This is a genomic window from Clostridium chrysemydis (assembly GCF_015234215.1).
In the GTDB taxonomy this organism is placed as follows: domain Bacteria; phylum Bacillota; class Clostridia; order Clostridiales; family Clostridiaceae; genus Clostridium; species Clostridium chrysemydis.
Window position 1 is genome coordinate 1,286,207 of sequence record NZ_JADEKP010000001.1, and the last position, 13,559, is coordinate 1,299,765.

The 13,559-nt window shown below is 27.5% G+C and carries 14 protein-coding genes and 1 tRNA gene; 3 read left to right on the forward strand and 12 right to left on the reverse strand.

The window, feature by feature from the left end; all coding sequences use genetic code 11:
• Window positions 1-65: 65 nt before the first annotated feature.
• The 3 genes from codA to INR60_RS06475 form a co-directional block, all read right to left on the reverse strand.
• Window positions 66-1,331, reverse strand: a complete 1,266-nt coding sequence (gene codA, locus INR60_RS06465; RefSeq protein WP_194190659.1) for a cytosine deaminase — start codon at window positions 1,329-1,331, stop codon at window positions 66-68.
• A 10-nt stretch (window positions 1,332-1,341) separates the two neighbouring features.
• Window positions 1,342-2,595 carry a cytosine permease gene (codB, locus tag INR60_RS06470; RefSeq protein WP_194190660.1) on the reverse strand — a complete coding sequence of 418 codons (1,254 nt, stop codon included), beginning with the start codon at window positions 2,593-2,595 and terminating at the stop codon, window positions 1,342-1,344.
• A gap of 435 nt (window positions 2,596-3,030) precedes the next feature.
• Entirely contained in the window at window positions 3,031-3,387 is a 357-nt protein-coding gene (locus INR60_RS06475; protein ID WP_194190661.1) for a hypothetical protein, read from the reverse strand.
• A 158-nt stretch (window positions 3,388-3,545) separates the two neighbouring features.
• Between INR60_RS06475 and INR60_RS06480 the strand changes: the two genes are divergently transcribed.
• Entirely contained in the window at window positions 3,546-4,037 is a 492-nt protein-coding gene (locus tag INR60_RS06480) for a GNAT family N-acetyltransferase (protein WP_194190662.1), read from the forward strand.
• A 29-nt stretch (window positions 4,038-4,066) separates the two neighbouring features.
• On the opposite strand, the gene INR60_RS06485 is transcribed toward INR60_RS06480, so the two are convergent.
• From INR60_RS06485 to INR60_RS06515, 7 genes are all read right to left on the reverse strand, one after another.
• Window positions 4,067-4,282, reverse strand: coding sequence for a hypothetical protein (locus tag INR60_RS06485; RefSeq protein ID WP_194190663.1), 216 nt, complete (start codon window positions 4,280-4,282; stop codon window positions 4,067-4,069).
• Between the two features lie 19 nt (window positions 4,283-4,301).
• On the reverse strand, window positions 4,302-6,998 hold the full coding sequence (locus tag INR60_RS06490) for an AAA domain-containing protein (protein ID WP_194190664.1): 2,697 nt from the start codon (window positions 6,996-6,998) through the stop codon (window positions 4,302-4,304).
• A 170-nt stretch (window positions 6,999-7,168) separates the two neighbouring features.
• A complete protein-coding gene (locus INR60_RS06495) occupies window positions 7,169-7,327 on the reverse strand; it encodes a hypothetical protein (RefSeq protein ID WP_194190665.1) in 159 nt (52 codons plus the stop codon).
• A gap of 86 nt (window positions 7,328-7,413) precedes the next feature.
• Window positions 7,414-8,067: an NADPH-dependent FMN reductase gene (locus tag INR60_RS06500; RefSeq protein WP_194190666.1), complete on the reverse strand. Its 654-nt coding sequence runs from the start codon at window positions 8,065-8,067 to the stop codon at window positions 7,414-7,416.
• Window positions 8,048-8,563, reverse strand: a complete 516-nt coding sequence (locus tag INR60_RS06505; protein ID WP_194190667.1) for a flavodoxin family protein — start codon at window positions 8,561-8,563, stop codon at window positions 8,048-8,050. Before INR60_RS06505 ends, INR60_RS06500 begins: the two co-directional genes overlap by 20 nt.
• A 299-nt stretch (window positions 8,564-8,862) precedes the next feature.
• Window positions 8,863-9,177, reverse strand: a complete 315-nt coding sequence (locus INR60_RS06510; protein ID WP_194190668.1) for a hypothetical protein — start codon at window positions 9,175-9,177, stop codon at window positions 8,863-8,865.
• A gap of 142 nt (window positions 9,178-9,319) precedes the next feature.
• Window positions 9,320-9,862, reverse strand: a complete 543-nt coding sequence (locus INR60_RS06515) for a GNAT family N-acetyltransferase (protein ID WP_194190669.1) — start codon at window positions 9,860-9,862, stop codon at window positions 9,320-9,322.
• Window positions 9,863-10,375: 513 nt separating this feature from the next.
• Between INR60_RS06515 and INR60_RS06520 the strand changes: the two genes are divergently transcribed.
• Window positions 10,376-10,451, forward strand: a tRNA-Met gene (locus INR60_RS06520).
• Window positions 10,452-10,627: 176 nt separating this feature from the next.
• Window positions 10,628-11,263, forward strand: coding sequence for a hypothetical protein (locus tag INR60_RS06525; RefSeq protein WP_194190670.1), 636 nt, complete (start codon window positions 10,628-10,630; stop codon window positions 11,261-11,263).
• A gap of 111 nt (window positions 11,264-11,374) precedes the next feature.
• Here the strand turns inward: INR60_RS06525 and INR60_RS06530 are convergent, their stop codons facing one another.
• Window positions 11,375-12,136, reverse strand: a complete 762-nt coding sequence (locus tag INR60_RS06530; RefSeq protein WP_194190671.1) for a hypothetical protein — start codon at window positions 12,134-12,136, stop codon at window positions 11,375-11,377.
• Between the two features lie 408 nt (window positions 12,137-12,544).
• A complete protein-coding gene (locus INR60_RS06535) occupies window positions 12,545-13,345 on the reverse strand; it encodes a hypothetical protein (RefSeq protein WP_194190672.1) in 801 nt (266 codons plus the stop codon).
• Window positions 13,346-13,559: the final 214 nt, after the last annotated feature.

Here is a 13,559-nt window from a genome sequence, read left to right on the forward strand (position 1 = left end):
TATAATGTCAAATAAATTTTAAAAAATAAAATGGACAACCTTTAGTTGCCCATTTTAAAAATTTTCTATCTTTTAAATGTTACTACCTTTTCATCTCTTACGCTTATTACTGTTTTACTTGGGATAGTTTTTGAAATCACTTTTCCCTTTCTTATAGAATATAATACCTCTGCTCTTCTTCTAACTGCATCGTATCCGCTATCCGCATTTAAAAGAATAAGGTTTCCAGGTTTTCCGATCTCTATCCCGTATTCATCTTCTATATTTAAAGTTTTTGCACTGTTTTTTGATATGAATTTTAAAGACTCATTTATGTCGTCATATCCCATCATCTGACATACGTGCAATCCAAAATGCACAACTTCAAGCATATTTCCAGTTCCCATAGGGTACCAAGGATCAAATATATCATCGTGACCGAAGCATACGTTTATTGAAGCTTCGTTTAACTCTTTAACTCTAGTTATACCTCTTCTTTTAGGATATGAATCAAATCTTCCTTGAAGGTGAGTATTTACTAAAGGATTAGAAACAAAGTTAATGTTAGACATCTTTAAAAGTCTAAATAACTTATAAGTGTATGCATCGTTATATGAACCCATAGCTGTAGTGTGGCTTGCTGTTACTTTGTTTTTAAGTCCTGTTTCTAAAGCTCTTGCTGCTACTACTTCTAAAAATCTAGATTGCTCGTCATCTATTTCGTCGCAGTGAACATCTATTAAAGCATTATATTTTTTAGCTAAATCAAATACTTTATTTATAGATTCTACGCCATACTCACGAGTAAATTCAAAGTGAGGAATAGCTCCAACTACGTCAGCTCCAAGCTTTAAAGCTTCCTCTAAAAGCTCTAATCCGTTTTTATAAGATAAAATCCCTTCTTGAGGAAATGCAACTATCTGAAGAGTTACGTAATCTTTAACCTCTTCTTTTACCTCAAGCATTGCTTTTAATGCAATTAAACTAGGATCAGTTATATCTACGTGTGTTCTGATATATTGAATTCCGTTTGCAACTTGCCACTCTATAGCTTTTAAAGCTCTAGTTTTAACGTCCTCTTTAGTTAAAGATTCTTTTCTTTGTGACCATCTTTCTATCCCTTCAAAAAGAGTTCCGCTCTTATTCCACTCAGGTTCCCCTGCTGTAAGAGTAGTATCTAAGTGAACGTGCGGTTCAACAAAGGGACTAGAAGCTAAAGCTCCATTTCCTTCTATTATTTCTTCATCTTTTAAAGGTTCTATTTCCTTTTCTATTAATGAAAATTTACCATTTTTAATTCTTATATCAAATAAGCCTTCTTTATCTAATAACCTTACCTTTTTAATTAACATTTAAATCACCTTATCTTTTCGTTATTTTGCTAAGTATAACATAAACTATCATAGTAGTTAAGATTGCATTTACTGCAATTACTCCAACACTTACAAAGTTTGCTACTAAAAACCCTAAAACAAATGCTATTATGGCATTCCAATTTATTTCTTTAAAATCTTCTTCACTTATCTTTTTATATTTTCTCTTTCTTAAGAAGAAATAATCTGCAATTATTATTCCACCTACTGGAGGTAGCATTGTATTTAAGAAAGTTAAGAATTGAACGAAATTATTGTTTAGCCAAATAGCACCTACTGTCCCTAAAAGTCCGCATACTATTACAAGCTTATTTTTAGGAAGTTTAGTTATGTTTGAAAGTCCAAGCCCCGCTGTATATATTGCATTATCGTTTGTAGTCCAAATGTTTAATCCAAGAACTAATATTGCAGGTAAAACTAAGCCTTGGGAAAACATAACATCTGCTATATCTGAATTCCCTGTAACCATAGCCCCTATCGCCCCAAATAAGAACATTAAAGAGTTTCCTATAAAGAAAGCTATAACAGTTGTCCCGACTGCTACCTTTTTATTTTTAGAAAACCTTGCAAAATCTGGTGTAGCTGTTCCCCCACTTATAAATGAACCTACACACAAAGTTACTGCTGTAACTAAAGTCATCTTGTTTGTCGGGTCTATATTCATAATACCTGCAATTCCCCCAACTGAGTTTGCAGCCATAGTAGCTGACGTACTCCCTAAGATAGCTATAGCTGGTACTGCTATTGCACTTAAAAGAGTTAATGATTTCATTCCAAAGTAAGCTGTTGCTGTCATTAGTATCCCTGTTATACCTACTAATAAATATAGATTTACGTTAAATCTATTAGCAACTGGTATTGCAAACATAGCAATCCCTACTCCAAACCAACCTATCTGCGTAAGGCTAGTTATAAAAGATGCTAAGTAAGAACCCTTTACTCCAAAAGAATATCTTGCAAGTAAGTGCATTGAAAGCCCCGTATCTGCTCCGATATACGCTAATGCCCCTGTATAAAGAGCAAGAATTAAGTTTCCGATAAGTACTGCTTTAAAGAAATCAACTAAAGGTAAGCCTGTCCCTAAATTACCTCCAGTTAACATACTAGCTGAGAAAAACGTAAATCCTAGCATTACAACAAACATTGAAAAGAACCCCTTTTTGTCCTTTTTGTTTACATGATCTAATGCGTAGTCGTGATCCTCTGCCTCTACTCTTTCGTTTACTAAAATAGTTTGTTCCATTTTTCATCCTCCTAAATCTTTTGTTTAGGAAAACCAGTACTCTTTCGTTATAAAAAAACGACCTTTCTTTTTTAGAAAGGTCGCATAACAGATAATTAGATATAACTAATCTTAACCTATAAGAATAGTTTTCCCTACCTAATTATTTAATTGCCGTATCTCTTTTCGACCTTATAAGTCTCTCTGGACTTAATTTAAAGGACTAGTTTTCTTAGAGTAATTATATAATCATTTTTAAACTTCCGTCAATATTTTTTTAATATTTAGTTCATATTTTTATCTATTTAGATTTATTTTAAATATAATAATAAAATTTAATATAATACACCCAATTTACTTCCTCTATTGTAAAAATATATAATCTAAATTCGTTAACAACTCTTATAATTTAAATGATAAAGAAAATAAATATTAAAGCTAATTAATACTACTTCTTTATTTTAATAAATCTTTAAAGGTATCAACATCATAGAATTCAGTAGAATAATATGATGGCGTATCCCCTACATTTTTTATCTTTATAGGTTTACCTTCGTTAACTTTATCAATTACGATTTCAAAACTATTGTCTTTATCTAATTGTATTTTAAAATCCTTATTTTCTCCTTTGAAAGTATATTCTTTATTATCCTCTGATTTAAAAGTTCCCTTATTAACCTCTCTATTATCAATATATTCTACGAAGCTATCATAATCACTTTCTATTGCCATTTGAATAACATACCCCTCGTTAGTAACATCACTTTGATAAAAACCTCTGTATAGTCCCGAACTAGACTTTATGCACCCCATAAACATAAGGCTAACCACAATTAAAGCTAATAGTATACTCGATACCTTTTTAATAAACAGAATCCTATATTCCATTACATTAAAATATTTTGTATAATTTTATACTTAAAAATGATGTATAATTTTTATAACGATATTTTAATTTAAGGAGCTTACTAATGGATATATATTGCAGCGATTCTATTTATCTTAGAACATTTAAAATTACAGATTTAAATGACCTTCACAGAATTATGTCAGACTCTGATGTTGCTAAGAATGCAGGATTTAAAGTAAAGGATACTTTAAGAGATACTTTACTTATATTAGATAAATTTATGTGGGAACTCGAAAATAGACTTTGGGCTGTAGTTTATAAACCTACAGACACAGTCATAGGTTGGATAGAAATACATGACTGTAACCTTTTCCCTGACCCTCAAACCTTTGAACTAGGCTTTGTTTTATCTAAGGGATACTGGGGAAGAGGCATAATGAAAGTCGTTATAGATTCTGTTTTAAGTTATGCTTTTAATAACCTTTACGCAAATAGAATTTTTTGTGCTCATTTTAGTGATAATCTAAGGTCTAAAAGAGTTATAGAAAAGTGTAACTTTACCTATTACAACACTATAGATAACTTAATATATTACCAAATTAAAAGGAACTAAAATCTAGTTCCTTTTACATTTTAAACTCACTATTCTTTTGCATTAAATCTACATATAACAAATCCAGATATACTGATAATTACAGCTATTACAAACCATAATAAAGAACTAGTCCCCGTTATATGACCTAAAAACCCTGAGAATTTATCACCCTCATACGGATTAATAACATATCCTAAGATAAGCATGCTAATTATAAACATGCCAGTAAAAAATAATACCCCACCATAAATTACTTTTTTCAAAAATACTCCCCCTTAAAATTTAAATAGCATTTTCTAGCTCTTTTATAATTTTTTCTTCTTCTTTGCTTCCTTTAGTATTTAATCTTAAATATTTTATATTGTATTTTTCTAATATACTATCTTTTAATTTATCCCTTCTTAACTGCTTTTCGTTTTTGTCGTGATAAGAATATCCGTCAACTTCTATAACTAAAATAGGGCTTTTATCATACTTATCAAAAATGATAAAATCTGTGTGAGTCCAAGGGTGCATAGCATATTTTAATTCTTCTTCATTAAGTAAATCTGTGTTTTTTAATAGTAATTTTAAAGGCTCATGCATCGCAAAATCCATATCTTTAAACCTATCTTCTTCTAATATCTTTTCAAGAATAACATTTAGGATATTTTCAGAATCATACTTAGATACTTTTTTATTTTTAACAAATTCTAAAAGTTCCTCTTTATAATTACTATATAACAAATCAAAAACCGAATGGATGTTACTATCTAACACTTCGTAATTATTGTATCTTACGTATTTAACTAAATCTCCTATGTTACTTTTTTTATTTAACATAGATTCGTTTGAAGATACTACTATAGCTAATTTGCTTACAGCCCTAGAAACAGCAACATTAATCAAACTATCATCGTCTACAAAATTATTAACTTCATTTGAAACTGTTGAAAGTATTATTACGTCCTTTTCTCTTCCTTGGTATTTATGTACAGTATCTACTTCTATTTTATCGTTTTTAATTATTTTTTTAATAGCTTCTACTTGATTTCTATAAGGTGAAATTATCCCTATAGAATCATTGCCTTTTAGGTTTGGGATAACCTCTTCTTTTATAACTTCTATTTCCCTTAAATTTGTTTTATCACTTGCATGATTTCCTTTAGCTGTCTTATAAACTACTAACGGCTTTTCTTCTTTGTTCTTTGTTAATATTACAAGCTCACCGTTGTAGAATTTTTTATTGCAATACCCTATTATTTTGTTATTGCAGCGGTAATGTTCTTTTAATAATGTTTTAGAAACTTTAGGATATATCTTTGTAATAGATGATAACAAGCTTTCATCAGCATAACTATACGCTTTAGATATGTTGTATTTTTCCAAAACATTATCTGCAACTTTTTTAAAATCATTTGGAACTACGTTTGGAAGTTGCTTTAAATCACCTACTATAACTACGTTTTTAGCACAAGAAAAGGCTAAAGCACCAGTTACAATATCTACCTGTGATGATTCATCAATAATAACGTAATCAAATAAATAATTTTCAGTTATGCAAGATCTTATTGAGTGAGTTGTACTTAGAATTACAGGATACTCTTTTATGAATTTATTAAAGTTTTTCTTTAAATCATTTAACTCGAATTTAGGAGGTGTCTCCCCTTTAGAGTTAACTATCTTAGATTTTAATATTTTCATAGATTTTTCACTATAGTCTTTCATATTTTTTGAAAAATCATATCTTTCTAATTTTCTTTCGAAACTATCGATCTCTTTTTCTATATCTTTTAACCTTTTTTCGTAATATAAACTTTGAAGAAACTCAAATATTTTATCTGACGGATTTTTATAGAATTTAAAGGAAGTTATCTTATATTTAAATAAAAACTTTATCTTATCTATAAAAGTTATATCTTTTTCATTTTCAAAGATATATTCTAATTCTATTAATAACTTTAAGGTTTCTTTTTTTGATATCTTATTTTTAAAAGAATCTCCAATTATACTTAAATCCTCACTTTTAATTTTATTAAAATAAGTATGTTCAGTAATTATCTCTTCTCTTTCTTCTTTTAACTTAGCTAAACTGTTTTGGTATTCTAACATCTCATCTAGCTTTAATCTCATAGAATTTAGTTCTTCTTTAAGATTCTTCTTTTCTTCAAGACTTAAGTTCCAATAACTCATATTGGGATATTTTTCTATTTGTTTTTCTATAAATGCTTCTTTATTTTTAGCGTTTCCTAAAAATGCTGCTATAAAGCCAACTCCATACTTTTCTAACTTTTCAATTACATTAGAAGTTGCAGAGTTATTATTAGAAACTACACAAACAGTTTTATTATTTATATAAGCGTTTGCAATAATATTTAAAATAGTTTGAGTTTTACCAGTCCCTGGAGGGCCTTCGATAACACTTATTCTATTACTAAAAGCTTTTTCAGTTGCTTCCTTTTGACTTATATTAAAACTGAAAGGATAAACTAAATCTTCATTCCCTTTTAATTCTTTAAAATCTTCTTTATTTAGATAATTTGAAAGAATACTTTCTTTACTTATAGCTTGAATTTTATCGTATTGTTTAAACAAATGTGATCCCTTATCTTCTTCTATAACTATATACTTTGATAATTCCTTAAGATAAGAAAAAACATCCTTGCTCTTTTTGTTTTTAAGTTCATTTTGAACTAGCCTTATTTTATGCTTCTCGTATAACCTAGTTCTTTCGTCTTCAAAAATCAATTTAATATATCTATCAAAAACGACAATATCCTTCACTCCAAAAACAGGGATATTATCCTCATAAGCTATATAGCTTCTGTTTTCAAAAATATCTTTTGCCTTTTTTACTTCTACATTACTATAAGAGTATCCGTATTCCCTATCAGTTCCTTTGAATTTTATAAAGTATTTTCCCCCATCATACCTAAGAGAGTGAATATCTTTTGTTTTATCTTCACCCTTAATTAATACTAACTTATCTCTTTCGTTCACATTATTTACCTCTTCTCTACTAATTCAAGGATATTATACCATACTGGTTTTAAACTAATTTAAACTAATATTCCCTTATTTGAAATTAAATATAAAAAAATAATGCATACAGATATTTTTATAAGATTCTGTATACATTACTTTTTAAATTCTTCTTTTGTTTGTTTATATTATTCATTATAACTTTCTATCTCATCATTTTGAGAAACGTAAAAACAAATAGGAACATGCTTTTCATAGCATTCTTCGCACATTTCCTTTAAACATTCAGGACATTCTTTCATATCCTCTTCCTCAAAATATTCTCCGCATATTTCACATTCGAACATAAACTATCACCTCTAGTATATAATTAAAAATTATATACTTATCTAGTCTTTCTTACAACTGAATTTAATTATAGTCAGTTAAAAAGCTAAGTTATTTTTCTTTTAAGATCCCTTAACTTTAATCCATTTTTCTTTATAGAATTTCTCCAACCTATTTGAGCCATTATTTTATAAAGAAATCTTGGAAAATTAGGCTCTGTAAATATAAGTCCATTATCTTCTCCAATTTTAATATTTTTAGATAATTTACTTAATTCATTACCTATATTCTTTTTAGGTCCTGATCCGAAGGGAACATTATCTAAATTAGATAACATCCCTCCACCTCCGATTCCAATTCCACCTTTAAAATTAAATCCTACCTTTTTGCAAAAATGACCTATATTTTCTAATGCTAAACAATTTTGTTTTCCATCAAAAAATCCGTTATTTACTATAGCATAAACATTTGTTTTATTATAATTTGTATCTTTATTCTTATTAATATACTCTTCAAAATCCACTAATACATTTAAAAGATGTGAAGGAATAGAATCAACATATAAAGGAAATGCAAATACTATAGCATCAGACCTTAAAACTTCTTCAAAATCCTTTTCTCCTTTATACGGATCATTCCAAACAAGTTCTATTATCTCTTCGACATTTTCTTTATTTAAATATTCCTTTAACCCTTTTAGTAAGATTAAAGAGGTCGTTTTATCCCCTCTTGGGCTTCCGCTAATTAATGCTATTTTCATTAAATACCTCCTCAAAGCTTTCTAAAAACTTCACTTCTTTTAATGAACCATTAAAATTAATCAAATTAGCTTTTACTAGCTTCTTTGCAGTTTCTTTTTCGCTTTCAGTTATATCTCCATAAAAATAAACCTTAGTATTCATACTGTTTGTATACCTTAATTTATGATGCATCTCTCCATTTCTCATAGTGAAATCAGGATGCACGTATGAGATTAAACGATCTAAAACATTTTTCACGAAAGGACTGTATGTTCCATAAACGCATTTACTAATAATAATTAGCTCCTCTGAGCCTCCTGCAAGTTTTCCCATTTCATTATAACCATCTTTTAAAACGCACTCCCCCGGAGTCTTCACCCAGCAGTTAAAACAGCCTATACAATGTTTTATATTACCGTTATTAGATATAATATTATTTATTTTTTTATCATAGCTTAATAATTTTTTTATTTTCTCATTATGCTCAATATCTAAATCATGAATAATTAACCGCACCCTAATACCCCCTAATTTATAAAATACAATTTAAGCTATAATATATTAGCTTAATACTATTTATTATGTGTTCTACTAATTTTGTATTTTACCTTTTTATTTTAATATATTTTTCTTTTTAGCATCTAATTCCATTCCAATATTTTATCTCTTACATATATCCCTCCCTTTACACAAATATTAGACTATTTAGGAGCATATTCTTATCTATAAAAAAGGAGCTAGTACTGCTACTAACTCTTTGTAAATTATTTTTTCTTTATATTTTAATTTCTACTCATATCATATAAAGATTTTTATTATTTATTGATCCATTCAATAGCTTGATCGATTGAAGATGCACTATCCGCTCCATCAACTTTTGTGATAAGAAGTATATCGTTTGGTTTTAAGTGTGCCATAAGTTTCTCTTTCATATCTTCAGCTTTAAGTTCACTTTTAACTATAAAGCTATCTGGCATAATGTTTGCCCAAGCTCCAAAAGTTTTAATAGTTGCTACTACTTCGTAATCATCACGAACTTCGTGTTTGTGTTCATGATTGTGATCACCACACCCACATCCGCATTCACTTGCTTCTTCTTGTAAATAAAAGTTTATAGTATATGTATTCATATTTTTCTCCTCTGTTTTTAAACATATTTTTTATATCTTCATTATATGTTAATCTCAAGCTAAAAGCTATCATATAATAAAAATTCTTTTTTATAAAGGGATTTATTAGATAAATTTAAATTAAACCTGTAAAGCTAATACTTCATACTACCTTTTCATACAATTTAAACCAATCTAACCCGTATTCTCTTAACCCTAAATCTACAGTATCAATATAAACATATCCACATTTTTCATATAGCTTAATTGCAGGTTTGTTATTTTCATATACATCTAACCTTATTGATTTCATATTTAAATTTTCAGCAAGCTCATACGCAAAATCCATTAATTTTTCACCTATTTTCAGTCTAAAATAATTAGGATTTACTACAAGTGTATGAATAACTAAAATTTCACTATAGTTATCAGTGATTTTCCATTTTACACCCTTGTAAGCACTCTCTGGTTCGTGGTTTAAAATAATTGACCCTACTATCTTTCCCTTATATTTTGCAATATATAAATTACCTTCACTAACCCCTTTCTCTGCAATACTTCTAATGGGATAAATTCCTTTTTTCCACCCGGGATAATTTATTCTTTTTCCCCAAGCATCATTTAAATCATTATAAAGTAATTCTACTTCATCTATATCACCTTCTGATACAATCACTATATCTATTTCTATATATTCTCTATCCATCTATACACCCCTAACAAATACAATAAACCTGTTTTTCTTTATTTATAATAAAAAGAGTTAATTTTTATACTAACTCTTTAATAAATTCTTATAATATTTTAGTTGTCCAATCTTCACAAGCTATTCAAAAACAATATAACTTTATATTTTTAGTGCTCCTCTTTCATAGCAGTCTTCACAGATTTCCTTTAAGCTTTATTTTAATTACTACCATATTTATATAATCATATATAAATACCCAATATTTCTAGATATTTTGAAAAATATATTTAAATTACTTTTTTATATAATTTAATTTAGTTTGAATAAATTTTATTTATTATAAGTCATTAACTATGTTTTTAACTATTAATTTAACTTTTTCTTATTTGGTAGCATTTGATATCATATGCTATGCTAAGGAACCTCTTATCACCATAACCCATAATATGATGTTATATCGCTTTGACATTAATCTTTATTAAGCATATACTAAGGGTACAAGTTGGTTAAGCCAATATGTAAACTTAATAACGCGGGATGGAGCAGTTGGTAGCTCGTTGGGCTCATAACCCAAAGGTCGTAGGTTCAAGTCCTGCTCCCGCAACCAAAACCTTACTCTTACTGTAAGGTTTTTTTATTGTTTAAAAGCTTCGGAAAAATTTCTTAATCATTTCTCAAAACTTTATTTAAATAATATTAATTAAATTGAAAGATAACAGAGCTAATTTGCTCATACTATGTTATACTTTCATTTATATCATAACGAAAGAAGGTAAATATTTAGTGAATTATAAAACTTTTGAAAATAAATTTGATGTTAAAGAAAACATCGCTTATGCTACTGCTTTAAAGAAAGATGGAAGTGAATTAACTTTCCAAATAGATGCTGACGATGTTGAAAGAATAAAATCTATGGGAACTTGGTTTGCTGAATGGCATAAAGACTTTAATGCTTATACAATTCAAAATATAAGCAAATCAAAAGGAGCTAAACCTTTAAAACAAAGTCTTCAAACAGTTATTTTAAATTCTAATCCAAAAACTCCTGTTAAACATATTAATGGAAATATGCTAGATAACAGAAAGTCTAATTTAGAAATAGTCCAAAGGGATCAGAAAAATAAATATGAAAAAGTTGATGATAACACTATTGCTATCATACTAACTAATAAATATGGTGCTCCACATGCTAAGGCATTAATCTCTTTAGAAGATTTAAATACTGTTATAACTGACGAATTTAGCTGGGTTCAATATAAGAAGAATGGAGTTATCGATGTTATCACAAATACTCCACAAGGTAGAATTCATTTAGATAAACTTATAATGAATCCTACTGACTCTGAATTTATACATCACATAAACTTAAACCCTATGGATTGTAGACGTAACAACTTAGAAAACAAAAAAATCAAATAAATATCCTAAAAAAAGCTTAGTGATTTAACACTAAGCTTTTCTTATTTATAATATATATTTTAGACTACATTTACAAAATGGTTTTATATATTTTATTTTTAATGATTATTACTAGAATTCATGTTCATTGCTCCTCAATATACATCTGTGTGTATTATAAATCTTTTCCCTCTTCTCCATTGCCACTATGCTAGAATACTCACTTGTTCCTTCATAGAACTTCACATATTCTAAGTACTCTTTTTCGGCGTCAATATTCTTTCTTTTCATATAGTACTTTATGTAATTTGAATCGAATATATTGTTTTGACTAATTTCTATAATATTATTTACATACAATTGTTTAATTTCTTTTGTCTTCATATCTCTCATATTAAATTTACAATGTGATCCATGGATATCTCTATCTACCATAAGAGATATTAATTTATATGTCTTTTCACCTTCTGGATTTTCTGCATAATCACTTATCTCAATTGTGTCTGCATTCATAACATCTAATTTAAACCAGTATAAATCAGTATTCCAGTTGATATTTCCTTTTTCTCCAACCTTTAAGCTGTTAATCATTTTTTCTATAGTATCTTCCGCTGGTGAATTTATATCCAGTATAATAGCAATTAATTCACCAATTTTTGGGCTGATAGTTTTGTACATTTCCAACTTCTGTAGTAAACTTTTATCACCAATTTCAGGCAACTTTTCTAAACTTTCTTTTAACTTATTATATTTGTCATCCCAGTATTTTATCCATTTTGCTATTTCAGATGTTTTATATATTTCTTTGTAATATACAATGGGAATAACTTTATCTTTCGGATTTTCTGATTCTAGTACCTGTAAGATTTCGTACATACAGTTTTCTGATTTCATATAGTTTTCAAATATCACTAAAATACATTTATCTTATGTCTTCACTTGTTCCATATATTTTTGTATACTTTTAAAATCCTCTAAATCATATTTACCTCTTAATAATTTAATATAATTTTCTGAACATTTCAATTCAATATAATCGGCTCTTTTCTTATCTTTCTAACAATATGATAAAAATATTTGCATCAATAAGCCCCCCTTATTTTTCATCAATTATATTTATAATAACATATCTTGTAAATACATTGCTAATTATGATATTGTATTTTTACTTATAAAAATAGCCTTAGGCAATTTATATCAATACCCAAGGCTAAAAAACTCAATTATTTATGGTATAGTTCTCCGTATCGGTAGTAAGTGAGGTTTATGATTGAAATATAACATATCTTATATTTTAATGTATTACAATTTATTATGTTTATTTTTACTAAGATTGTGACTAGCAAATCCATTATAAGTGATATCTACTGCTGAGTAATCAAAAATCGTCTTCTTTATGTTAATATTAACATCTTCACCTATTAAAATTTCGAAATCTTTTTTCATAAAATCAGTAATTTTTTTTGCATCTTCATAAAATAAAATGTTTTTTTCCAATTCTTTCACAAATACCTTATACTGTATCTTATCAGACATGTATATATTAAACTCTTTTCCAAATTCAAATCTACAATTTTTATTCTCTTTAATTTGTTTTTCTCTATACCCAATCCACTCACAAAGTTTATCACTTGTAAAATGATGTGTATAATTCCTATAAGTGTTGAATTCGTCAACTAATTGTTTTCTATTATTATCCTCTTCGTATTTAACACCAATTATATTTTTTTTAGAAATAATATCCAAGTAGTTGTTGTATGATATAGCAATTTTATTCTTACTAAAATCCCCAATTACATTAATCATTTCATTTTTAATTAAATTTATTGCTGAATTAAATAATTTAAATTTATAAAAATCAACTTCAATATTAAGATCTCTGTTTTTTATAATAGACTTCAGAGCCCCTTCACCTTCATCAATATTTACATTATTTTTCTTTAATTCATAATATAAATAATCCAAACTTTCCAATAACAAATTCCAATAAATAACTTTCTTTTTTTCAAAGTATTCAAGTAAATGTCCTAAATATAAAATACAATCTTCTTTATTTTTTATTTCAAATTTTACTTTATTATTTTTTGTTACTATTTTTCCCATAACAAATCTCCTATCAAAATATAATTAAATAATTTTAATTTTTACTACACTATATTAATATTGAATCCATGAATTATGTTAATAATGATACTATTATCGTATTAATCCAACCTATTTCAGAAATTTCCTTCTTGTCTAGTTCGTTATCCATTTCACTCAATATACTCTTTTAATATGCATTATGAACATAATCAGCAAAAACTGAGTATAAATT